Genomic DNA, 23,013 nt, shown 5'->3' with positions numbered 1-23,013 from the left:
ACCGGGCCCTTCTCGGTGACAGGGTCCCGGCTCGGTGCGGCGTCAGTGCCAGATGGTGGGTGGGAGCGGCGAGGCTGTCAAGACTTCACACACAGGAGTCTTTTCAGCGTCCGGACACTTCACAGACCGAACGTGCCGCTCCTACTCTGCGACTGTAAGCGCTTCCAGTTTCTACTGAAGACATCGCACAGGTACCGGCCGAGCTGTGGCGTCAACCCAGCTTCATCCCAGTTCAGAAGCTACATTCACGTCGAGGACGAGGGCACTCCGCTTGTTATCGCTCTCGGAACTCCCGCAGACGGAGGTTCAACTCAGTGAGTACGTTCGATCCCGGCTTCCTGTGGGGCGCCGCCACATCGAGCTACCAGATCGAGGGCGCGGTCACGGAGGACGGCCGGGGGCCCTCCATCTGGGACACCTTCGCAGCCACCCCGGGCGCGGTCCGGGGCGGTGACACCGGAGCCGTCGCGGCCGACCACTACCACCGCTTCCCCGGGGACATCGCGCTGATGGCCCAACTAGGCCTGCGCGCCTACCGGTTCTCCCTCGCCTGGCCCCGGATCCAGCCCACCGGCTCCGGCCCGGCGAACCAGCGCGGCCTCGACTTCTACCGCCGCCTCACGGACACCCTCCTCGACCACGGCATCCAGCCCTGGCCCAACCTCTACCACTGGGACCTGCCCCAGCCGCTGGAGGACGCCGGCGGCTGGCCGGTACGGGACACGGCCGAGCGGTTCGCCGAGTACGCCGCCCTCACCCATGAGGCGCTGGGCGACCGCGTCACCCACTGGACCACCCTCAACGAGCCGTGGTGCTCGGCCTTCCTCGGCTACGGCACGGGCCGCCACGCCCCAGGCCGCCGCGAGCCCGCCGCCGCCGTACGCGCCGCACACCATCTGCTGCTCGGCCACGGCCTGGCCGCGGAGGCGATACGGGACGGCGACTCGCACGTCGGCATCACCCTCAACCTCACCCACGTCGATCCGCTCAGCACCGCGCCCGCCGACCTGGACGCGGCCCGCCGCATCGACGGCATGCAGAACCGCCTCTTCCTCGATCCGCTGCTGCGCGGCGCCTACCCGGACGACGTCCTCGCCGACCTCCATGAGGTCACCGGCTTCGACCACGTCCGCGACGGCGACCTGAAGAGGATCGGGGCACCCCTGGACCACCTCGGCATCAACTACTACGCGCCGATGCTGGTCGCGGGCAGCACGACACCGACCCAGTCCGCCTACGTGGGCTCGCCGTTGGTACGGATCGCCGACGGCGGCCGGCCACGCACCGCGATGGGCTGGGAGATCGACGAGCGGGGACTCCTAGAGCTCCTGCTGCGGCTCAAGGCCGACTACCCGGCCGTACCGCTGTACATCACGGAGAACGGCGCGGCCTTCGACGACGTGGTGGAGCGGGACGGGGTGCACGACACCGACCGGATCGCCTATCTGGACGGCCATCTCCGTTCCTGCGCCCGGGCGATCGGCCACGGCGTGCCGCTCCGGGGCTACTTCGTCTGGTCGCTCCTCGACAACTTCGAGTGGTCCTTCGGATACGGGCCCCGCTTCGGCATCGTGCACGTCGACTACGCGACCCAGCGCCGCACGCCGAAGGACAGCGCCCGCTGGTACGCCGAGGTCATCCGGCGCGGCGGCCTGTGACGCCGTTCGCGCCTACAGTGCTGCTACTGCCCGCCCCATCCGTACGAACTGGAGCCGCCTCCCATGACCACACGGCCGCCGACGCTCGACGAGGTGGCGCTGCGCGCCGGGGTGTCGGTCGGAACCGTCTCACGTGTGATCAACAACCGCCGGCACGTCAGCCAGAAGGCGCGGCAGGCGGTGGAGAGTGCCGTGGCGGAGCTGGGCTATGTGCCCAACGTGGCGGCCCGGTCGCTCGCCTCCCAGCGGCGCGGCGCGGTGGTGCTGGCGATCTCCAGTGACGACCCGGCGTTGTTCGCCAACCTCTTCTTCGCGGAGGTGATCACCGGTGTCAACGCGGTCATCGAGGAGACCGACCTCGAACTCCTGCTGATCCTGGCGGCCTCCGAGCGGGGCCGGGCCCGGCTCGCCCGTGTCCTTCAGTCCCGTGGCGCGGACGGTGTCATGCTGCTGGCCCTGCGCGAGAACGATCCGCTGGCGAAGGTGGCCGAGGCGGGGAACGTCCCCGTCGTGCACGGAGGCCGCCCTCTCGACCGGGCGCCGCGCTGGTACGTGGACGCCGACAACCGGGGCGGGGCCCGTGAGGCCGTCGAGTATCTGATCTCGACAGGCCGCCGCGCCATCGGCACCGTCACCGGACCGCTCGACATGCACGCGGGGGTCTCCCGCTATCTGGGCTTCCGCGAGGCGGTCGCCCTGGCCGGTCTCGACGACCACCGCGTGGTGCACGCCGACTTCACCGAACTGGGCGGTGCCGTGGCGACCGCCCGCCTCCTCGACGAACACCCGGACCTGGACGCGGTGTTCGTCGCCTCGGACGCCATGGCGGCGGGCGCCCTGCACGTCCTGCGGGAGCGCGGCCGGGCCGTCCCCGAGGACGTCGCGGTCGTCGGCTTCAACGACATCCTCACCGCCCGGCACACCCGGCCCGCCCTGACGACGATCCGCCAGCCCATCGTGGCCCTGGGCAGCGAAATGACCCGGATGCTGGTGCGCGTGCTGGGCGGCGAGGAACCGACGCCCCTCATCCTGCCGACGGAACTGGTGATCAGGGAATCCGCCTAGCGCGGGGCCGGGGCCCTCTGCCCGTCAGGCGCCGAAGACCTGGAACTCCGAGACCTGCCCGGCCGGCCAGCCGTTGTTGGCGGAGATGGTGAGCCGTACGTAGCGGACGCTGACCGTGGACGGGAGGGTGAGGGTCGCGGTGTTGCCGGTCGCCGGGTCGAAGGTGTAGCCCGCCGCGGCGAGGAGTTGGGTGGAGGTGCCGGCGTCCGTGCCGCCCTGGACGGAGATGGTCTGGGTACGGGTGGACCAGGCCGTCGCCGGCGGGAGGTTGAGGACGATCCGTCTGACTCCGGTCGCGGCGCCCAGGTCGACCTGGATCCACTGGGGGAAGGCGTTGTTGGCGGACTCCCAGTAGGTGCCGGCGTCGCCGTCGGTGGCGTTGGCCGAGGCGTAGACCTGGGTGTGGCTGCTCTCCGAAGTGGGGCGGTGGAGGGCGAGGTTGGTGGTGGAGGACGGGGGGTCGGTGGTGACGGTGACCTGGTTGGAGGGCTGGGACACGTTGCCGGCCGCGTCGAGGGCGACGACGTCGAAGGTGTAGGCGGTGGACGCGCCAAGTCCGGTGACGGTGAAGGACGTTGAGCCGGTGGTGCCCACCTGCGTGCTGGTCGAGCCGGACGCCTGGAGGATCCGGTAGCCGGTCACGCCGACGTTGTCGGTCGAGGTGTTCCAGCTCAGCGAGACGGAGCTGCTGGTGTGTCCGGTGACGGTCAGGCCACCCGGCGCGGCAGGCGGTGTGGTGTCGCCGCCATTGGGAACCACCGGCTGGGTGGGGCGAGTTGGGGTCAGCGCGAGCTGGCCCTTGAGCATGCGACCGCCGTCGCCGGTCAGCCGCAGGTAGTAGTCGGAGGAGCAGGCCGTGCCGTCCTCGTCGAGGGCGAGGAACCCGGAGTCGGTGGGCACCCAGGCCTGGGTCTCGGCGGTCTTGGCGATCTGGTTGCCCTCGTTGTACTCGTCGAACATCGAGATGTAGATGCCCTGCACCCCGGCCCGCACCACGTTGTAGAACTGCCGCCACATGAAGTCACCGTGCGCGCGCTGGCGTCCCGAGACATCGCCCGGCAGGACGCACGGCTGGTAGTCGATGCCGTTGGCGTTGCAGTCGGCCTGGTCGGGGACGGTGTAGGTGGTGTAGGCGTTGTCGGCCTCGGTGACATTGCCGATGGCGCCGACCATCCACGGCGAGATCATGTTGAAGGCGTGGTAGACGCCCAGGAAGCCGGGCTGCGAGCCCCCGGTCCCGGTCCGCCACTCGCGCGGGACGCCCCCGATGACGTAACACCCCTGCCCCTTGAACCAGTTGACGACATCGAGGCAGGCGTCGGCGGTGAAGGGATGGTTGGGATCGTTGAAGCCGAAGCCCCAAATGCACACCACCGGCTTGCCGTTCTGCTTCGCGTAGGCCGAACTCGCCGTGTGCGCGGACATCTTGTTCGTCCAGTCCGTCTTGATCTCGGACTGCATGTTCGTCCAGTTGGAGACGTCGTACATGATGTAGAACTTCCGGCCGTTCGACTCGGCGGCGCTGCGCACCTTGGCCGCCATGGCGTCGCGCGTGGGGCCCTCGCCGCCGGTGGGGTTGAAGCGTTGCAGGGCGGCCGTGTCGATGTTGTTCTGCTGCATCCACAGGAAGTGGGTGTTGACCGTCTGCTGGGCGTAGGAGGAGAACAGCTTGGCGGGCTGGCCGTTGCCGAGGGCGGCATACGACGTCTGGTAGGTGTTGCTGTACTCGCGTACGTCGGGCCAGCACTTGATGTTGGTGTTGTTCCGGGACGGCGACTGGCCCCAGTCCTGGCTCCAGTGCCACCAGCCGTTGATGGGCGCGCCGTCGCCGACGCACGCGAACCAGCCTTGGTAGCCGACGGTGATCCTGCCGACCACGTCGCCGGGTTGACCGGCCGCCGACGCGGCAGGGGCGAGGACGGTCTCGGCGGCTCCGGCGGTTCCGACCGCGGTGGCCGCGATCGCGGCTCTCAGGAAGACTCTGCGGGTGACACCCATCTCGACTCCTTTCGGTGGTCGGTGCCGCCGGGCGCGGGTGCGCTCGGCGGCACCGTCGCGTCAGGTCAGGTGTTCCAGACCTGGAACTCGGAGATCTGACCGGCCGGCCAGCCGTTGTTCGCCGTGATGTTCACCCGGAGGTATCGCTCGCTGGTCGCGGTGAACGTGATGGTGACGGTGTTGTTGGTGGTGGGGTCGAAGGTGTACGTCGCCGACGACTTGAGGGTGGTGAACGTGGCGCCGTCAGTGCTGCCCGAAAGGGTCAGAGTCTGGTTGCGGGCGCCCCAGGTCGCGGGGAGCTGCAGGACGACGCGGCTCGCGCTCTGCGCGGAACCGAGGTCGACCTGGACCCACTGCGGGAAGGCGTTGTCGGCGCTCTCCCAGTAGGTGCCCTGGTTGCCGTCCGTCACGTTCGACGAGGCGTAGACGTCGGTGTGGCTGGACTCGGTGGTGGCCGCGCCTGCCGCCAGGTTCCTGCTCACCGTGCCGGCTCCGGTGCCGGTCAGCGCGACCGTGGTCGTGCCGTTCGACGCGTTGCCGGCGATGCTGAGATCACCGGTGCGGGTGCCGGACGCGGTGGGTGTGAAGGTGACGGCCACCGTGCAGGAGGCACCCGCCGCGATCGACGTCCCGCAGGTGTTGGTCTGCGAGAAGTCGCCCGTGGTGGTGACGCCGGAGACGGTCGCGGCGGCGGTCCCGGTGTTGGTCACCGTGACCGTCTGCGCGCTGCTCGCGGTGTTGAGCGCCTGGGTGGGATACGTCAATGACGTCGGGCTGGCCGACAGGGTCGCCGGTGAGGAGCCGCCGCCGCTCGGGAACACCTCGAAGTCCGACAACTGGGCAGCGTTCCAGCCCGTGTTGGCGCTGATGTTGACCCGCACGTATCGCGCCGTGGCGGCGCTGAACGTGATGGTCGCCGTGTTGCCGTTGGCGTTCGGGTCGAAGGTGTACCCGGCCGAGGCCTTGATCGTGGAGAAGCTGGAGCCGTCCGTGGACCCCTGTACCGACAGGGTCTGCGTACGGGCCGACCACGCCGTGGCCGGCGGGAGTTTGAGGACGACCTTGCCGACGCTGTAGTTCTGGCCGAGGTCGACCTGCGCCCACTGCGGGAACGAACCGTTCGTGCCCTCCCAGTATGTCGACGCGTCCGGGTCGGTGAGGTTCGAGGCGACGTAGGGGCTGTTGCTCGAACTCGCCGAAGCCGGCCGCCCGGCGGCGATGTTGGTGGTGCTGTCGATGCCGGTTCCGGTCAGGGTGACGGTGGTCGGACTGTTGTTGGCGTTGCTGGTGACGGTCAGGTTGCCCGTGCGGGCTCCGCCCGTGGTGGGCTTGAACCCGACGGTCACCGTGCAGGAGGCGCCGACCGCGAGGGTGGAGCAGTTGTTGGTCTGGCTGAAGTCACCGGTCGCCGCGACGCCCGAGACGGTCGCCGACGCGGTGCCCGAGTTCGTCACCTTCACCGTCTGCGCGGTGGCCGACGAGCCGACCACCGTACCGTCGAAGGACAGACTCGCCGGGTCGGTGTTCAGCACCGGGCCCGGCGCGGTGCCGGTACCGGAGAGGGTGACCGTGTTGGTGACCCCGCCCGCGTTGACGGTCAGAGATCCGCTACGGCTGCCCGTCGCGGTCGGCGCGAACTTCACGCTGACCGTGCAGGAGCCGTTCGCCGCGATCGAGGAGCCGCAGGTGTTGGTCTGGGAGTAGTCGCCGCTGGTGGAGATCGACGAGACGGACGCGGCGGTGCCGGTCGGGTTGGAGACCGTCACGGTCTGGGCGTCGCTCGTCGAACCGGTCGCCACCGAACCGAAGTTGAGCGCGCCGGGGGTGGCCGTCACGCCTTCGGACGGATAGGGCGGATACACGGGGGCCGGCCAGCCGCCGCAGTAGGGCGTGCCGCTGATACCGGAGTTGCCGCCGCCGTCGGTGACGACGAAGCTGCCGCCCGAGCAGCTGTACACCGGGTTCGAGTAACCGACGCCGGTGGCCGAGACGTTGGTGAACTTGGCGGCGCCGCCGGTCTGTTCCTGGAGGGCGAAGGTGCCGGTGCCGGCGATGGTCACGTTGTTGAGGTTGACCCCGCTGATGGTGCCCTCGACCCACTGGACCGCTTCGTAGGGGCTCTGCTGGATCAGCGCGTTGGTCACGTTGATGGGGCCGGTGATCGCTCCCTGGCTGCCGTCGAACCACAACGCGCCCACGCCGAACTGCCAGTTGGGGTCGAGGCTGCCGGCCCGGACCATGGTGTTGTCGGAGATCGTGGTGGTGCCGACCGGCGTCGAGGTGAAGCGCTGCCCCACGTGGATGCCGCCGCCCTGGGCGATGCCGGTGTCCACCACGCGGTTGCCGCTGACGGTGTTGTCGTGGCCGCCGTAGATGGCGATGGCGTTGGCGAGGATCTGCAGGGACACGGTGTTGTTGGAGATCGTGTCGTTGGCGTCCGCGCCGAGGGCGGAGTCCGCCCAGGTGGCGATGCCGTCGTCGCCGGTGTTGCGGATGTCGCTGTTGGTCACCTTCGAGTTGGTGACGCCGCCGTGGAAGTTGATGCCGTCGGCGGTGGTGTCACGGATGCGCATGCCGGTGAACGTCAGCCCGTCCATCGGCCCGTCCATCCAGGCACCGACCTTCATGTGGTCGATCCACAGGTTGGCGACGGTCGAGTTGCTCATCGCGCCGCCGATGCCGTTGACCTGGGCGCTGTCGTCGCGTTCCTGCACATTGCCGAAGATGGCGAAGTTCTGCAGGCGGACACCGGTGCTCGCGTTGGGCGCCGAATTGCCGTAGAAGCCGGGGGCCGTGCCGGTGACGGTCGAGTACCACATGCCGGCGCCGGTGATCGTGACGTTGTTGACGCTGATGTGGCCGGGGATGTTGAAGGTGCCCGGCGGGATCCACACGGTGCCGCCGGGGCCCGCCGAGCTGATCGCGGCGTTGAACGCGCTGGTCGCGTCGGCCACACCGGTCGCGTCGGCGCCCTTGCTGGTCACCGACACCGAGCCCGAGGGGGCGGTCAGGGCGGCGCCGACCTGCTCGAAGTCGGCGAAGTCGATCGTGTACGAGGAGGCGGTGTCGCCCGCGTCGACCTGGAACTTGAAGGTCGTGCCCGCCGGATAGGTGGTGGAGAACAGGCGGTGGGCCTCGTCGTAGAAGTGGTGCGGGTTGCTGCCCGGCGTGTTGGTGAAGGGGTAGCTGCCGTAGTACCAGCTGTAGGCGTTGGTCAGGGTGAAGTCAGGCTGCTTGACGCCGTTGACGTACAGCGACAGCGCGGCGGTGTAGACCGAGCCGCCCGAGGTGTCGGGGATGCTGTAGCGGAAGTTGATCGAGTTGGTCGCCACCGGTGTGGTGAACGTGACGTACTGGCCGGTGCCCTGGAGCGTCGTCGCCTTGCGGTACGACGCCTCGTCGGCCAGCTGGCCCTGGGTGTAACTCGGGCCGATGTTCGTGCCGTTGGTGGTGGAGTTCTCCGCCTGCACCTCGACGTACGGCAGGCTCGCGCCGCTGCCGCCGGTGGCGGTGGACGCCGCCGAGGCGGGTGCTGCCGCCAGAGCGAAGACGCCTACGGCGGCCAGCATCACGGTGCTGACCGCCCAGACGAGGGCTCGTCTGAGATCTCGGATGGAATGGAACACGTGCCACTCCTTTGATCACGAAATGCCGGAACTGTTCCGCAGGCATCGCCAGGGAGGGGAGAGAGACAGGGGGTTGGTGACGATGCAAGGGGGACCGTAATGTCGTTGACATGATCACGCAATAACTAGACAGAACTTTGCAACAAACAAAAACACGGCCCGCAAGATCCCAGGCGGGCCGCGCATATGCCGGTGCCGCCGGACGGAAGGTCCGGCGGCACCGTGGGGAGGGTGAGCTCAGGGGTCAGGCGGCCCAGATGTGAAATGCGGAGACCTGGGCCGCGGGCCAGCCGTTGTTGGCGGTGACGGTGACGCGGTAGTAGCGCTGGGCGGTGGCGGGGAAGGTGAGCGTGACGGTGTTCCCGGTGCTCGGGTCGAACGCGTAGGCCGCCGAGGACTTCAGGGTGGTGAAGGTGGTGGCATCGGTGCCGCCGCCGAGGGTCAGGGTCTGGGTGCGGGCGCCCCAGGCGGCGGGCAGTTGCAGGACCACGCGGGAGGCGCTGCGGGCCGAGCCCAGGTCGACCTGGACCCACTGCGGGAACGCGTTGTTGGCGCTCTCCCAGTAGGTGTTCTGGTTGCCGTCCGTGACGTTCGAGGACGGGTACACGTCGTTGTGGCTGGACTCACTGGTGGGTCTGCCTGCGGCGAGGTCGGTGCTGGGGGTGTCGGTACTCGCGGCGAAGGCGAGGTGGTTGATGTTCCAGCCGCCGGTGTCCTGATCGAGTGTCAGGACCTGTCGGCCGGCGGGCAGCGTCACCCGGGTGGTCAGGGTGGACCAGGTCTGCCAGTCGCCGGTGGCGGGCAGGTCCACGGCTCCGGTGAGGTTCGTGCCGGAGGCGTCCGACAGGTGCAGCGCGCCGGTCACCGCGGCCGGGGCCGCGACCCGGAGGCCGAGGGTGTAGGTGCCGGCCGTGGCGACGTCGACCGTGTAGCGGAACCACTGTCCGGCGCCGGTCCAGCCCAGGTTGTAACCCCCGCCGGTGTCCGAGGTGTTGTCCAGGTCCACGCCGTCGGCCCGGTAGGAGTTGGCGTTGCCGTTGACGGAGGTCACGTTGTACGCCACCCCCTGGCCGCCGGTGTCGTAGTCCTCCGCCTGCAGCGTGCCGGGCACGGCGGCCGGAGTGCCGCCGTAGGGGCCCTCGGGTGCGGGCGGCGGCCAGTGGTTGTCGCTCAACGTGGCTGTGAAACCGGTGGAGTTGTTGACGAAGGCCGAGGTGCCGGGGTCGAGTCCGGTGACCGTGTTGCCGGTGATCGTCGCGGAGCCGGTGGGCGCGGGGTAGAACGGCGGCGAGATCGAAATGCCGTTGCGGCCGGGGCTGTTGACGGTGTTGTCCTGGAGCAGGGTGTTGGTCGAGGTGGAGAAACCGATCCCGTCGTAGAGGGAGTCGGTGACGGTGTTGCCGGTGACCGTGACCCTGTCGACGGTCCCGACGTTCTGTCCGTCACCGCCGTTGCCGATGTGCAGCGCGGGCTGGCCCTGGCTGTAGGCGTTGCCGCCGGAGCGGACCACGGTGTTGCCGGTCACGGTCGCGGAGAGCAGGTCGCTGCCGTTGACACCGAAGCGCCCGGCGCCCAGACCGATGTAACGGGCCGTGTCGCTGATGTAGTTGTCCTTGACCTGGTGGCCGCTGCCGCCGTAGATCCCGACACCCTTGCCGCCCCAGGGCGCGATCGACGTGTTGTCGCTGACGGTGACATTCGTCATCGGGTTGTAGGAGGTCTTGGAACCGTCGCTGTTGGTGTTGTAGTTCACCGAGTTGATGGCGATCGCGTCGTCCCCGGTGCCCCGGACGAAGTTGTCGGTGACGGTCAGGTTGTTGCCGGTGTCCGCGCCCAGCGACACGTTGTTGACGTTGATCCCGTCCGCCCAGACCGACGTCAGCCTGCTGTTCTGCACCGTCCCGCCGGTGCCGGAGGCCCAGAAGCCCGACATGGTGTGCTGGGTCCAGATGCCGTCGGCCAGCCAGTCGGTGCCGGTGGTGTCCATAGCGCCGCCGTCCCCGCCGATGGTGCTCCGGCTGACGGCGTTCGCGTCGATGTGGAAGTCACGCACAGTGCAGGAGGTCAGGTCGAACAGGGCTGCCAGGGGTGTGGTGTTGGGGACCGGGACGTCACGGTAGACCGTGCTGTACCAGAGCCCCGCGCCCGCGATGGTGATGCCCTGCGCGTTCAGTCCGGCGGTGCCCTTCACATAGAAGGTGCCCTGCGGGATCCACAGGATCTTGCCCTGTTGCTCGGCCTGGTCGATGCAGTTCTGGATGGCGGCACGGCTGTCCACCGACTGGCTGTCGGCCGCGCCGTTGGTCGGATTGTTGTCCGCCACCGCGCCGCAACTCGTGATCGAGATCGAGTTCGCCAGCTGCCCCTGCGGCGCCGGCGGGTTCTCCACGTCGACGGAGTCGATGTCGTAGAAGGACGCGCTGTTGGTGGAGTCCTCGCGCAGCGAGAAGGTGGCACCGGCCGGGATCGGGGCTCCGGTGACGAAGGTGTGCGACTCGTCCCAGAAGACCCTCGGGTCGCCGTCGGCCGGGTTCTGGTTGTCGCTCGTGTTGTAGTTCCCGTTGCCCTCGTACACCCAGCTCTGCAGCGAGTTGAGGTTCAGCGCCTGCCGGAACACGCCGTTGACGTACAGGTCCAGTGTCGCGGTGGTTCCACCGCCGGACGCCGAATCGGGAATGCCGGCGCGGACGTTGAGGAAGGAGATCGGCCGGCCGGTGGTGTTCGTCCACTGCACCGACTGACCGGTGCCGTCCAGGTGGACATAGGAATGGCCGGAGGCCTCGAGGGCGGCACTGGAGTACTGGGTCGTCGGGGCCGAGGTCAGCGAGCGGACGACTGCGCCGGCGGTGGGGGTTCCGGCCTCGGCCTCGTATATGGCGAAGGGGGTTGTGGCGCCGGTGGCCGCGTCCGTCGTCGGGCCGGCCGCCGCCGGGTGCGCTGCCGCCTTGGTCGGCGGCGACTGCTGGGTGGCGGCGGCCGGTAAGACGGCTACGCACATCGCGCCGACCATGGCGACGACGGCCACCGCCAGTCGCCGGGGTCTGAGGATCGTCAGCATCTGATACTCCTTCACGGAGTGGGGGGAAACCGGCGCCCCGACCGTACAGAGCCCGCATCCAGCCCGCTAGATTCCGACGAAGTAAAGAATTAATTGCGTAAATAGATGCAAGTTGCTTGCACAGTCGCGCAATTCATGGATGTGGCGTGCTATGGACTACGCCGGGCTACACCTCGTTGAAGCCACGTGTCGCGTCGTAGATGTCCAGCTCGATGACGACCACGAAGAAACTCGTCACGACGTAGTAGATGTTGACGCCGTCTTCCCAGGCGGAACGCGTCACGGTGTCGGTGGTGTGGGCGAGGTGCGGTTCTCTTCCGGCGGCCAGATGGACAGCGTCTTCGACTGTCCGAGTCTTCGTCGCCTACGACGCGGAGTCCTTCTTGCCGCTCGCCGCCGCGTAAGCCTGCGCGGGTGTCATCGGCACGCCGTTCAGGGACACGGTCTTGTACGGGCTGACCTTGGCGCAGGTCTTGGACTGGTCGGCGGTCGAGGCGTTGGCGTTGGAGACGGCCGCGTGGGTGTCGGCCGGGGCGGCGGACGAGGAACCGCCCGAGAGCGTCGTGCCGGTGGGCCAGTCGGCGCCGATGACGAGAGTCAGGCCGCTCGCGCTGCTCTGGGTGAGGTGCGAGGCGGAGAGGCCCAGGGCGGAGGCCACGGTCTGCGCCTCGGCCTTCTCGCCGGGACCGTAGGTGAGTTGGGTGGTCGCCGCCTGTTCGGGTGCGTTGCCGGTGCTGGTGCCGGGGCTGAAGCCCTTGGCGATGAGCGCGTTGGCGATCACGGAGGCGCGTCCGCCGATGGTGGTGCCGTTCTCCACCTTTACGGCGACCTCGGCGGCCGGCACCGTGGCCGGCGCGGTCGTGGAGGGCGAGGAGGATGCTTTCTTCTTGCCGCTGCCCGAACTCAGCGACTGGTCGTTGGCGATGGCCGCGAACAGCGACTTGGCACCGGCCGCCGGGACGACCCGGTCGGCGTTGGCCGGGTCGGCCCCGGTCTGCATGGTGGTGAAGGTCATCCGCTTCGACGGGACCTTGTCCAGGTCGGTCGCCAGGTCCACGAGCCTGCCGACGCTGCCCAGTCCGGTGTCGACGGTCAGGGCCTTGGTGGCGGCGTCGGCCAGGGAGTACACCTTGGCCGGGTTGGCCAGCGTGCCCGCGCTCTTGAACTTGCGGATCATCGCGCTGAGGAAGAGGTGCTGGGAGACGGTACGGCCGAGGTCGCTGCCGTCGCCGAAGCCGTGCCGGGAGCGGACGAACTCCAGCGCCGCCTCGCCCTTGAGGGTGTGGGTGCCCTTGGCGAGCTTCAGGTGCGAGTAGGTGTCGTAGACGTTGTCGCTGACACAGACCGAGACACCGCCGACCGCGTCGGACATCTTCACCACGCCGGCGAAGTCGAGCATCACGAAGTGGTCGATCGTGATGCCGGTGAGCTGGTGCACCGTCGTCACCTGGCACGCCGGGCCGTACTGCAGCGCGCTGTTGATCTGGCCGTAGTAACCCGCCGTCGCCTGCCTGCTGTCCGGGGCCTTGCAGGCGGGCACCTGGGTCATGGTGTCGCGCGGCACGCTCATCACGGTGGCGTTGGAGCGGTCGGCGGAGACGTGCACCACCATCTCCACGTCCGCGTTGTGGCCGACGGTCGAACTCCCGGAGCCGCAGCCGCCGCCCAGTTTGCAGTCGGCCGCGTTGTTCCGGCCGTCCGAACCGATCACCAGGAGGTTGATCGGCGTACGGCCGAAGGCGTCGGCCTTCTCCTTGCCGCCCGCGCCGTCGTCGAGGGCGACGCTGTTGATGTTGCCGTTCAGGTGCTGCCAGAGCCAGGTGCCGACTCCGGCGGTGACGAGGATCAGCGCCGAGACCGTGATCAGGGCTATGCGGGCGGCCCTTCGGCGGCGGGCCACGGGTTTGGCCCGGCGGCGCGACCGGTGGCCGCCGGTCCTCGCCGCCTGCCGCGCGGCGGCTCTGCCGGCCGGTGGCCGATGGGCCGGCCCTCCGTCCGCTCTGCGCGGGCGTGGTATGCCGGAGCGATCTCGCGTGGCCGCACGGCCGGACCTCTCGCCCCGGGGGTCGCTCATACACCACTCCCTACGCTGTCGCCGACACCGACCACCGGCCCGACGGAAGGCGGCAGTGGGCCGACCCGCACGTCAGGGCGCGCCCCTCGGACCGGATGATTGCGCAATATAGCAACCGTCATCGCTGCCTCCGGTGGGCTCCTCCCTTCCGCGGTCCCCAACTCCGATCGGGCGAGGCCCTGTTCGAGGTCGTCCCGCTCGGTCACGTGGGCGTCGTCCAGGGGCGTGAGGAGGCACGCCGATCAGGCGAGGGACGTTTCAACTGCCTTGCCCGGCAACGGCTTTCCCGGCCTTGGCCCAGTTGGCGTGCAACCGGTGCAGGTACGACTGCGCCTGGCTGCCCGGTGTCGTACCGCGGGCGAAGGCGAGCATGTTGCCCGCGCCGGTGTTGTAGCCGAGGGCGAGGAGGTCGTCCTCGCTGAGGGATGTCCGCCGGGTCGTGGGCAGTTGGGCGGCCAGGTCGTGCAGGTACCAGGCCTCGGCCTCGATGGCGAGGTCGCGGTCGTCGGGGAGTTCGTCCCAGCTGCGGTCGGCGAAGTCCCGGTCCTGCTTGACCTCGTCGAAGGTCGCGCGGTGCATGTTGGCGATACCGAGGGCCGCGTCCGGCTTGTACCGCTGCCAGGCCCGCTCGAAGGCCGCGTCGTGCGGCTTGTACGCCTCGTTGTAGAGGATCCCCATCACCAACTGGGCGCTCACCCCGGCCTGTTGGGCCCGGGTGCGGACTTGGGGCGCGTAGGCGGCGGGGTCGTAGGACGAGGTGGTGACCCGAGGTGAAGGACTGGCCGAGCTCCTCGACGAGGCCGATCCGGACGCCCCGGTCGAGGGGCGCGGCGTCGAAGGGTGCGGAGTCGCGGCCTGCGGAGTGTCGGCCGCGCGTACGAGGACGTAGACGACGACCGCGAAGACCGCGAGCGCGAGCCGTCGTCGCCGGGTCCGGGGTTCGGCCATCTCCCGCCTTCTCTCAGGACGGCGCGCACATCCCGGACCGAACGTACCGCAAGCCCGTCCCCTGGGCAGATGTCCCCCATCATCGGGAATTTGGCGAGAACCAGTACTCCGCCGCTCGCGTCATACGGCAGTGTGCCGACGGCCTGGACTGTGGGGGGACCACATGAGCGGTGAGATCTACTTCAGCAACAACGGATCATCGTCAGCCGGTTCCCGGTCGTCTTCGTCGACGAGTACCAGGACACATCGCCGAAGACGATCGAATTGCTGCTGGTTCATCTGGCGGGCTCGGGCCGCGAAGCGTGCGTGGTCGGTCTCTTCGGCGACTCCATGCAAAAGATCTACCCATCAGGTGTGGGAGCGGTGACGCACCCCAAGCTCACACCTATCACCAAGCACGAGAACTACCGTTGCTCGCCCCCGGTCGTGGCGGTGCTCAACAAGATGCGCCCCGAACTGTTGCAAGAGGCCGCCGGTGAGAGGCGACAGGGCGCGGTGCACCTGTTCCTCAATGCCGACACCGAGCCCGGACTTCAACGGCTTGAAGTAGCACGTGCTGCACTCGCGGAGCACGACTGGACGCAGGAGAACACCAAGTACCTCATGCTCACTCACCGCGCTATCGCCGGCAGGTTGGACTACGCAAACCTTCTGGAGCAGTACCGGCGCGTGAGCCGTTTCGGGCCTGACGACCTTCTGACCCGCAACGAGCCCTACATCAAGTATCTGACGCGCATCGAGGCACTGAGCGCCGCCTATCGCGACCATGACTTCGCGGAACTGACCAGTCTGCTGGGCGAAGGCAGAACACGCATCACCAGGCACGGCGACAAGCAGCGCATCAGCAAGGCGATCGGCAAGCTCGACACCGTCCGCGAGACGGGAACAATCGGTGACGTGCTGGACCTGATGGCCGACAGCCACCTCCTTGTCATGCCCGGCAAGCTCAAGGAACGCGAACGCCGAAGAAAGGCGACGGACCTCGACGAGCGCGCACAACGGCGGGCCGACTTCTCCAACAGCGTTCGCGAAGTCTCCTACCAAGAGGTCATCAGCGTCACACGCTTCATCAACGAGGAGACGCCGTTCTCGACGCAACACGGCGTCAAGGGCGACGAGTCGAGAATGTGGTCGTCGTCACCGACGACAGTCTCTGGAACATGTACAGCATCAGCAAGATGCTCTCGGGCAGTGATTCCGCGGAGCGACTCCAACGCTCACGCAACCTCTTCTACGTCAGCCGCTCACGAGCCCAACATGGCCTGGCCGTGGTCTTCCTCGACGATCTGCCCGAGGAAGCAGAAACCACCGCGCGCAACTGGTTCTCCTCGGGCACGACCCATCCATAGCCATCACGAGCAGGCCTCTACTTGCTGATGCGCCCGACAGATAGCATCCAGCCTCACACGCCTCCCAACACTGACCGATCGGACAATCTGTGAGCGCTGCTGGTCCCGGAGGACGGATCCAGCCCTCCCGTCCCGGTGATCCCTCCCGTGTCGGCCCCTATCGCGTGGTGGGCAGACTCGGCGCGGGCGGGATGGGAACCGTGTACGCCGCAGTGGACGCCGGCGGAGAACGGGTCGCCGTGAAGGTGATCCATCCCGTGCAGGCCGGCGATCCGGAGTTCCGGGCCCGCTTCCGCCGTGAGGTACGCCTCTCCGCACGGGTGCAGGGCCCGTTCCTGCTGCCCCTCCTCGCGGCGGACCCCGACGCCGACGCACCATGGCTGGCCACCGCCTATGCCCCGGGTCCCACTCTGGCGCAGTACTTGGCCGCCCATGGACCGCTGACCGACGGCCTCCTGTACGCCTTCGCAGCCGGCACCGCGCAGGCCATCGCCGCGATCCACTCGGCCGGTGTCGTGCACCGGGACGTAAAACCGCAGAACGTGCTGCTGACTCCGGCCGGTCCCCGCGTACTGGACTTCGGTATCGCACACGCCGCCGACGGCACCAGCGTCACCCGCACCGGCGTACTGACCGGCACCCCGGGCTGGATCAGCCCTGAGCACTACCACAGCGGTGTCACCGCGGCGGAGGGTGACCTGTTCGCCTGGGGCGCGGTCGTGGCGTACGCGGCCACTGGCCGCCTGCCTTTCGGCACCGGTGCGCCCGAAGCAGTGGCCTACCGCGTCATGTCCGGCCCACCGGACCTGGACGGCACACCCGACGCGCTGAAGGAACTCCTCGAACGGGCCTTGGCCAAGGAACCCGCCGAACGACCGGCCGCAGCCGAGGCGGTGGACCGCTGTGTGCAGCTCCTGTCCGCCGAGTGCACGCAGGTGCTCGATGGCCGCCGAACGGTGGAGGCAGGCAACAACCCGACGCTGATCGGTGACTTGGTGACGGCACAGTGGTCCGTACCCGCCGTGGAAGACCCGTCCTGGCCCAACTCCGTTTTCGGAACGCAGAGTTCCTTCCGACGGCGGGCGACGGTCGCCGTCCTGGTCACGGCAGCCGTGGCCGGCGCGAGCGTGGGCGGCGTGCTCGCCTTCCGCCACGACGACCCGAAGTCCTCCGCTTCTGCCGGAAGCACTGCCCCGACGGACGCGCAGGACGCGGGCGCCGATGCCTCCGGTGCAGCAACCGACGCAACGGCCTCCGCTGAAGGGGGAGTTGCCGGTCAGGCGGCAGCCGACCCGCGCGCGATCCCGGTTCCCGTCGATCCACTGGCAGGTGTGGCGGCTCCCGCCTTTACTCGCGCCGACGACGAGACCCAGCCCGTCCCCGGTGAGTGGAGCGGGAGCCGGGACGCCTCCGACACGGCGGAGCAGGAGACCGCGACCGCCATCCGTGACGAGGTGACGGCCATGCTCGCGACGAAGGACATGTCCTTCATGACGCCCACGGTGACGTTCAACCGGCAGGCCCAGACCGTCATCGTGACCGGCGGCCCGATCTCGACGCTGACCGACGACTACAAGGAAGTCTTCCGCCGGGCGGGCCAGATGGCCTCCTGCATCACCCTGGCCCATCGCCTCAAGGACGCTCCGGCCGACTGGCCGTACGGCCGCTTCTCCGTCTATTGGAAGGACTACGACGGCCAGGACGAGGCCACCATCCTCGGCTTCGGCAGAGCCACCGACGGCTGCTACACGGAAGAGGCCGGACGGCGCCAGGGCACGGAGGAAGGCATCGTCACCGCCGAGATTCCCAGCAGCGACAAGGACGAGATCCGCATCGCCAACGGCACGGTAAAGGCGATCACAGCCGCCTGGAACACGCGCGTATCCGAGGGGTACGGCCTGGAGCCCTTCGACCGCGACGACGCCATCACCCTCGGCTTCGACCCCGTCGAGAGAATGATGTACGTGTGGGCCCGGGACGGCTCAGGTGCCCTTGCCAGCCGGGCCCAGCAATCCCACTTCCAGGACGTCGTCACCAAGACCGCCTGCCCGAGACTGCTGTCCGAGTACAACGCCAACAAACACTGGAACTACACCCACTGGACCATCGCCGCCTACCAGGGCAACAGCGCACAACCCCAGCTCTTCGCCTCCGGCGACTGCCTTCCGAAGGCTCATTCCTGACTCACTCACCGGTGCATGCCGTTTGAGAGAGACGGCGGTCTGGGCATGGCGCGCCACCGCCGAGTTGGCGGAATCAGCAGAGGAGCCGACAGGTCGGCCGCCCGAAGGGCCGGCCATCAGCGTCACCCCGGTCGACGCGGGGCCGTGGTGGAGTCGCGTACCACCAGCCGGGAGCCGACGCGGATGAGCCGGCCGACGCCCTCCTCGCCGGGGTCGCCGTTGTCGGGGCGGTTGTCGATGCGGCGCAGGAGTTGCTCGGCGGCGAGTTCGCCGAGGTCGCGGGCTCCGTTGTCGACGACGGTGATCGGTGGGTGCCAGTACGGGAACCAGGGCGCCTCCTCGTGGCACACGAGGGAGAGCTGCTCCGGCACCCGGACCCCGAGTTGCACCAGGGCTCCGAGCACCCCGAACGTCGCTTCGTGGTTGGCGCTGTACAGCGCGGTGGGCCGGTTGTCCGCGGCCATCAGCCGCATGGCCGCCTCCGCGCCGAACGGCACGGTGAACGGACCGCGCGCGCACAGGGCGGGATCGGGTTCGAGTCCGGCGGTGGCCAGCGCCACGGCGAATCCCGCGTAGCGATCGCGTCCGGAGTCGACGCCGGGCGGGCCGCCGATGAAGGCTATGCCCCGGTGCCCGAGGTCGAGCAGATGACGGACGGCCAGTTCGGCGCCGTCCCGGTCTGCGGCCATCACGGAGTCGCCGGGGGCGCCGTCGGGGGTGCGCATGAGGTTGACCACGGGGATGCCGGCCGCGCTCACCTGCCGGACCGTCGCGGTGTTGGCGCCGGTGCCCACGATGATCAGGCCGTCGACGCGGTGGTCCAACAGCATGTCCAGGTAACGGCGTTCGCGTGCGGGGTCCGAGTCGGTGACGCACAGCAGCACTTGGTAGCCGCGTTCGTCGAGCCGTTGCTGGAGCACCTCGGTGATGCGGTGGAACGAGGCGTTCACCAGGTTCGTTATCACCAGCCCGACGAGGTTGCTCCGCTTGGTGCGCAGTCCGCTGGCGATCCGGTTGGGGCGGTAGCCGAGGCGTTCCGCCGCGGACTGCACCGCGCGCTTCGTCTGTGCGCTGACCCGGCTGGAACCGCTGAGCACCCGCGAGGCCGTGCTCTTGGAGACCCCTGCCGCCTCGGCCACCTGGTCCAAGGTGACGGCCACCGGCCCACCCCCGATCATGAAATCGATCCCATACGACTCGTCTCGCACGCCGAGCCGTGATCGCCATCATGACAGAAGCGGTCGAGTCGGTGGCGTAAACAATTCGTTTCGCCAGCAGTTTCCGGCCAGAAGGAGGTTGACCGCCACCTCAAGCCGGTGTCACGGTGCTGTGGAATCGATCCCACAGAGTGGTCCCACAAGGCGACGTCCTGACGGGACGGACACTCGATCGGAGCACACACGATGAACACTTCCGGAGCCGCGCCCTGGCGCGGCTACTGGCCCGCCGCTCCCACTCCCTTCGCCGCCGACGGCTCCCTCGACGAGGAGGCCTGGCGGGCGCTGCTCGGGCTGTACGCGGAGCACGGCGTCCACGGTGTCCTGGTGAACGGCACGACCGGCGAGTGGTTCTCCCAGACCCCGGAGGAGCGCCGCCGGGTCGCCGAGATCGCGGTCACCGAACTCTCCGGGCAGCTACCGGTGGTGATCGGCTGCGGCGCGTACACCGCCGCCGAGTCCGCACGCTACGGCGCACACGCCCGCTCGATCGGCGCGGACGGCATCCTCACCACCCCACCGCCCTACGTCCACCCGAGCCAGGACGAGATCCACGCCTTCTACGCCACTCTCGCCGGCGCGGTCGACCTGCCGCTCATGGTCTACAACTGGCCGCGCGGCACCGCCGTCGACATCACCGTCGACACCCTGGCCGGACTCGCCGAACTGGACACCGTGGTAGCCGTCAAGGACAGCTCCGGCGACGAACTGAAGGTCGCCGACACCTGCGCCGCCCTGGCCGGCAAGGTCCAGGTCTTCGGCCGCTTCATCCACCGCCGCGGCATGGCCGTCATGGCCGAGTTCGGCGGCGCCGGAAACATCGACGGCGGCGGCCTCGGCGCCCCCTTCGCCGTCCCCTTCTACGAGGCCTACTGGGCCGGCGACTTGGCCCTCGCCCGGGAATGGTCCGCACGCTACGAACGGCTTGTGAACCTGCTCGTCAACGACGACTACAGCTCACGGTTCGCCTCACCCACCTCGCAGCTCAAAGCCGCCATGCGGCTGCTCGGGCAGCCCGGAGGGCACGTACGCCCCCCGCTGCTCCCCCTGGAGGACCCGTCCGCGCTGCTCGGCCTGTCCGAGGCGCTCGACGAGGCCGGGCTGCACCCCTGTTCCACCAGCACCGGAAAAAGGTGAACCGACCGTGCGCAGACTTCTCATCGCGGCCTCCTCCGCCGCCCTGCTCCTGACCGTGACGGCCTGCGGCAACGAGGACTCCTCCTCGTCGTCCGCCGCCGCGGCCCCGACCGGCTGCACGCCCAAGGTGGCCAAGTCGGACCTGGTCAAGGCGGGCACGCTGACGATCTCGACCAATGCGACCCTGCCGCCCATGCAGTACCTGGACACCTCCAACAAGATCGTCGGCATGCGGGTGGACCTTGGCAACGAGATAGCCAAACTCCTCTGTCTCACCCCGAAGTTCGTCAACATCCCCTTCGACGCGCAGATCCCCGGCGTGCAGTCCGGGCGCTGGGACATGATCGACACCGGCATGTTCTACACACCGGAGCGCGCCAAGACCATCAAGCTCGTCCCCTACGAGGTCCAGGGCGTCTCCATCTCCGTCGCCAAGGGCAACCCGAAGAAGATCACCTCCGAGGACGACCTGTCCGGCAAGACCATCGCCGTAGAGGCTCCCGGCTACGAGTTCGATACCCTCACCGCGCTCAACAAGGAACTCAAGGCGGCTGGCAAGAAGCAGGTCACCGTCCGCACCTTCACGACCACCGCCGACGCCTACCAGGCACTGTCCGCGGGCCAGGTCGAGGGCGTGGCCATCGTCGAGGCGGTGACCAGTTACTACCAGAAGGACGGCCGCTTCGAGACGGCGGTCAAGGGCATGAACCCCGCCCCGCTCGCCCTCGGCTTCGGCAAGCAGAAGCCCGCCGACGCGGTCGCAACCGCGCTCAACACCCTTCGCGGCAACGGCTACTTGACCACGTTGTTCAAGAAGTACGGCGTCATGGCCTACACCGGCGACCTCAAGGTGACCACCGGCGCGATCAGCGCGAAGTAGCGATCGAAGGGCGAGAGCCATGTGGTCCTGGGATGCCTTCTTCTCCTTCCTCACCAATCCCCAGCTCGTTCAGGGAGCTTGGACGACGATCTGGCTGACCACGGTCAGCATGGCGCTCGCCCTGCCGCTCGCCGTACTCGTGGCGCTCGGCAGAGCGTCCCGGTTCAGGCCGGTCCGGCTGGTCACGGGCTTCTACGTGTGGCTGATGCGCGGCACACCTCTCCTGGTCCAACTGGTCATCATCTACACGGGGTTGCCCCAGCTGGGCCTGCGCCTCGGCGTGATCAGCGCGGCCCTGACCGGCCTGGTCCTCAACGAGGCGGCGTATCTCTCGGAGATCGTCCGCGCCGGGGTGATGTCGGTCCCGCGCGGCCAGTCCGAGGCCGCTCGCGCGCTCGGCATGCCGCCCTGGAAGGTGTTCCGGGTGGTGGTCATGCCGCAGGCGCTGCGAGTGATGGTCCCGCCGCTCGGCAACAGCTTCAACGGCCTGCTCAAGACGACCACGCTCGTCTCGGTGATCTCCGTCGAAGAGCTGCTGCGCCGCACCCAGTTCGCCGTCCAGACCAACTTCCGCGTCCTGGAGGGCCTCACCGCGGCGGCCCTGTACTACCTGGCGATGACCAGCCTGTGGGGCCTGGTCCAGCGGTGGCTGGAGATCCGGGTCGGCCGCGGCCATGAGAGCAGGCCGACCAGTGACCGCCGTATGAAAAGCGCGGTCCTCGAATTGGAGACCCGATGAGCATCGAACCGGTCGTCGAAGCGCGCCAGGTCCGCAAGTCGTACGGCGACGTCGAGGTCCTCAAGGGCATCGACCTGACCGTTCGGCGGAGCGAGGTCGTCCTCGTCCTGGGTCCGTCGGGCGGCGGCAAGAGCACGTTCCTGCGCACCCTCAACCACCTGGAGATCCCAGACTCGGGCACCGTCAGCATCTGCGGCGAACGGATCGGCTACGGCGAGGGGGGCGCCCTGCGGGAGCGACGGATCGCCGTCCAGCGGCGGCGTACCGGCATGGTGTTCCAGCAGTTCAACCTGTTCCCGAACATGACCGCGCTGGACAACGTGGCGTCCGGTCCGGTGCACGTGAACGGCGTGTCCAAGGCCGAAGCACGCGTCGCGGCAGGCGAGTTGCTGGCCATGGTGGGCCTGGCCGACAAGGCCCGCTCCTACCCCGCCCAGCTCTCCGGGGGGCAGCAGCAGCGGGTGGCCATCGCCCGTGCCCTGGCGATGCGCCCGGAGCTGCTGCTCTTCGACGAGCCGACCTCGGCGCTCGACCCGGAGATGGTCGGTGAGGTCCTCGACGTCATGGTGCGGCTCCGCGAGGAGGGCATGACCATGATCGTGGTCAGCCATGAGATGGGCTTCGCCCGGGCGGCGGCCGACCGGGTCGTGTTCATCGCCGACGGAACGGTGGTCGAGGACAAGTCCCCCGACCTGTTCTTCTCCGCGCCGGAACACGCACGCACCCGCCAGTTCCTGGACCGCATCCTGTGAATCCCCCACCCCTCTTGAGCACTGTGAGCACAGCCATGAGCACCAACTCCCTTCCAGAGACGGTCAGCGTGACCATCGACGGCACCCCCGGCCGTGCCTGGGCGGGCCAGTCCGTGAGCGCCGCCCTGGTCGCCGCCGGCATCTGGCCGCTGCGCCGCAACCCGGTCAACGGCCAGTTGCGCGGCCCGTTCTGCGGAATGGGTGTCTGCCTGGAGTGCGAGGTGACCATCAACGGCCGTCCCGGATCCCGCAGTTGCACCGCGCACGTCACCGACGGCATGGACATCCGCACCCACACCGAGCCCCTGCCGACGGCCGCGCATGGCTGA

At 68.7% G+C, this 23,013-nt stretch carries 15 protein-coding genes; 9 read left to right on the top strand and 6 right to left on the bottom strand.

Annotated elements, in window-relative coordinates; translation table 11 throughout:
- Positions 1-314: 314 nt before the first annotated feature.
- Together OH768_RS45590 and OH768_RS45585 are read left to right on the top strand one after the other, a co-directional pair.
- The gene (locus tag OH768_RS45590; protein WP_406462700.1) at positions 315-1,658 is read left to right on the top strand and encodes a GH1 family beta-glucosidase; all 1,344 of its coding nucleotides are present in this window, start codon (positions 315-317) and stop codon (positions 1,656-1,658) included.
- 63 nt (positions 1,659-1,721) lie between these two features.
- Entirely contained in the window at positions 1,722-2,723 is a 1,002-nt protein-coding gene (locus tag OH768_RS45585; RefSeq protein WP_406462699.1) for a LacI family DNA-binding transcriptional regulator, read from the top strand.
- A gap of 24 nt (positions 2,724-2,747) precedes the next feature.
- Here the strand turns inward: OH768_RS45585 and OH768_RS45580 are convergent, their stop codons facing one another.
- From OH768_RS45580 to OH768_RS45560, 5 genes are all read right to left on the bottom strand, one after another.
- Positions 2,748-4,721 carry a discoidin domain-containing protein gene (locus OH768_RS45580; RefSeq protein ID WP_406462698.1) on the bottom strand — a complete coding sequence of 658 codons (1,974 nt, stop codon included), beginning with the start codon at positions 4,719-4,721 and terminating at the stop codon, positions 2,748-2,750.
- 65 nt (positions 4,722-4,786) lie between these two features.
- Complete coding sequence (locus OH768_RS45575) at positions 4,787-8,347, bottom strand: choice-of-anchor D domain-containing protein (protein ID WP_406462696.1); 3,561 nt, start codon at positions 8,345-8,347, stop codon at positions 4,787-4,789.
- Between the two features lie 244 nt (positions 8,348-8,591).
- Complete coding sequence (locus OH768_RS45570; RefSeq protein ID WP_406462695.1) at positions 8,592-11,405, bottom strand: carbohydrate-binding protein; 2,814 nt, start codon at positions 11,403-11,405, stop codon at positions 8,592-8,594.
- A 364-nt stretch (positions 11,406-11,769) separates the two neighbouring features.
- A complete protein-coding gene (locus OH768_RS45565; RefSeq protein WP_406462693.1) occupies positions 11,770-13,479 on the bottom strand; it encodes an LCP family protein in 1,710 nt (569 codons plus the stop codon).
- 258 nt (positions 13,480-13,737) lie between these two features.
- Entirely contained in the window at positions 13,738-14,427 is a 690-nt protein-coding gene (locus tag OH768_RS45560) for a lytic transglycosylase domain-containing protein (RefSeq protein WP_406462692.1), read from the bottom strand.
- 195 nt (positions 14,428-14,622) lie between these two features.
- Here OH768_RS45560 and OH768_RS45555 point away from each other — a divergent pair, with 195 nt between their 5' ends.
- Together OH768_RS45555 and OH768_RS45550 are read left to right on the top strand one after the other, a co-directional pair.
- A complete protein-coding gene (locus tag OH768_RS45555; protein WP_406465704.1) occupies positions 14,623-15,804 on the top strand; it encodes a UvrD-helicase domain-containing protein in 1,182 nt (393 codons plus the stop codon).
- 163 nt (positions 15,805-15,967) lie between these two features.
- Positions 15,968-17,959, top strand: coding sequence for a serine/threonine-protein kinase (locus OH768_RS45550; RefSeq protein ID WP_406462691.1), 1,992 nt, complete (start codon positions 15,968-15,970; stop codon positions 17,957-17,959).
- Positions 17,960-18,081: 122 nt separating this feature from the next.
- Here OH768_RS45550 and OH768_RS45545 read toward each other — a convergent pair whose 3' ends face one another.
- Complete coding sequence (locus OH768_RS45545; protein ID WP_406462690.1) at positions 18,082-19,119, bottom strand: LacI family DNA-binding transcriptional regulator; 1,038 nt, start codon at positions 19,117-19,119, stop codon at positions 18,082-18,084.
- Positions 19,120-19,362: 243 nt separating this feature from the next.
- Here OH768_RS45545 and OH768_RS45540 point away from each other — a divergent pair, with 243 nt between their 5' ends.
- The 5 genes from OH768_RS45540 to OH768_RS45520 are packed head-to-tail and all read left to right on the top strand — an operon-like array spanning position 19,363 to position 23,013.
- A complete protein-coding gene (locus tag OH768_RS45540; RefSeq protein WP_406462689.1) occupies positions 19,363-20,313 on the top strand; it encodes a dihydrodipicolinate synthase family protein in 951 nt (316 codons plus the stop codon).
- Positions 20,314-20,320: 7 nt separating this feature from the next.
- Positions 20,321-21,193: an ABC transporter substrate-binding protein gene (locus tag OH768_RS45535; protein ID WP_406462688.1), complete on the top strand. Its 873-nt coding sequence runs from the start codon at positions 20,321-20,323 to the stop codon at positions 21,191-21,193.
- Positions 21,194-21,212: 19 nt separating this feature from the next.
- Positions 21,213-21,932: an amino acid ABC transporter permease gene (locus OH768_RS45530; RefSeq protein WP_406462687.1), complete on the top strand. Its 720-nt coding sequence runs from the start codon at positions 21,213-21,215 to the stop codon at positions 21,930-21,932.
- Positions 21,929-22,684 carry an amino acid ABC transporter ATP-binding protein gene (locus OH768_RS45525; protein ID WP_406462686.1) on the top strand — a complete coding sequence of 252 codons (756 nt, stop codon included), beginning with the start codon at positions 21,929-21,931 and terminating at the stop codon, positions 22,682-22,684. The genes OH768_RS45530 and OH768_RS45525 overlap by 4 nt, the downstream gene beginning before the upstream one ends.
- Positions 22,685-22,719: 35 nt before the next feature.
- Complete coding sequence (locus OH768_RS45520) at positions 22,720-23,013, top strand: (2Fe-2S)-binding protein (protein ID WP_406462684.1); 294 nt, start codon at positions 22,720-22,722, stop codon at positions 23,011-23,013.

The organism is Streptomyces sp. NBC_01622, from assembly GCF_045209635.1.
GTDB lineage: Bacteria > Actinomycetota > Actinomycetes > Streptomycetales > Streptomycetaceae > Streptomyces.
Note: the sequence above shows the minus strand (reverse complement) of the source record. Positions and strands in the feature narration are given on the sequence as shown.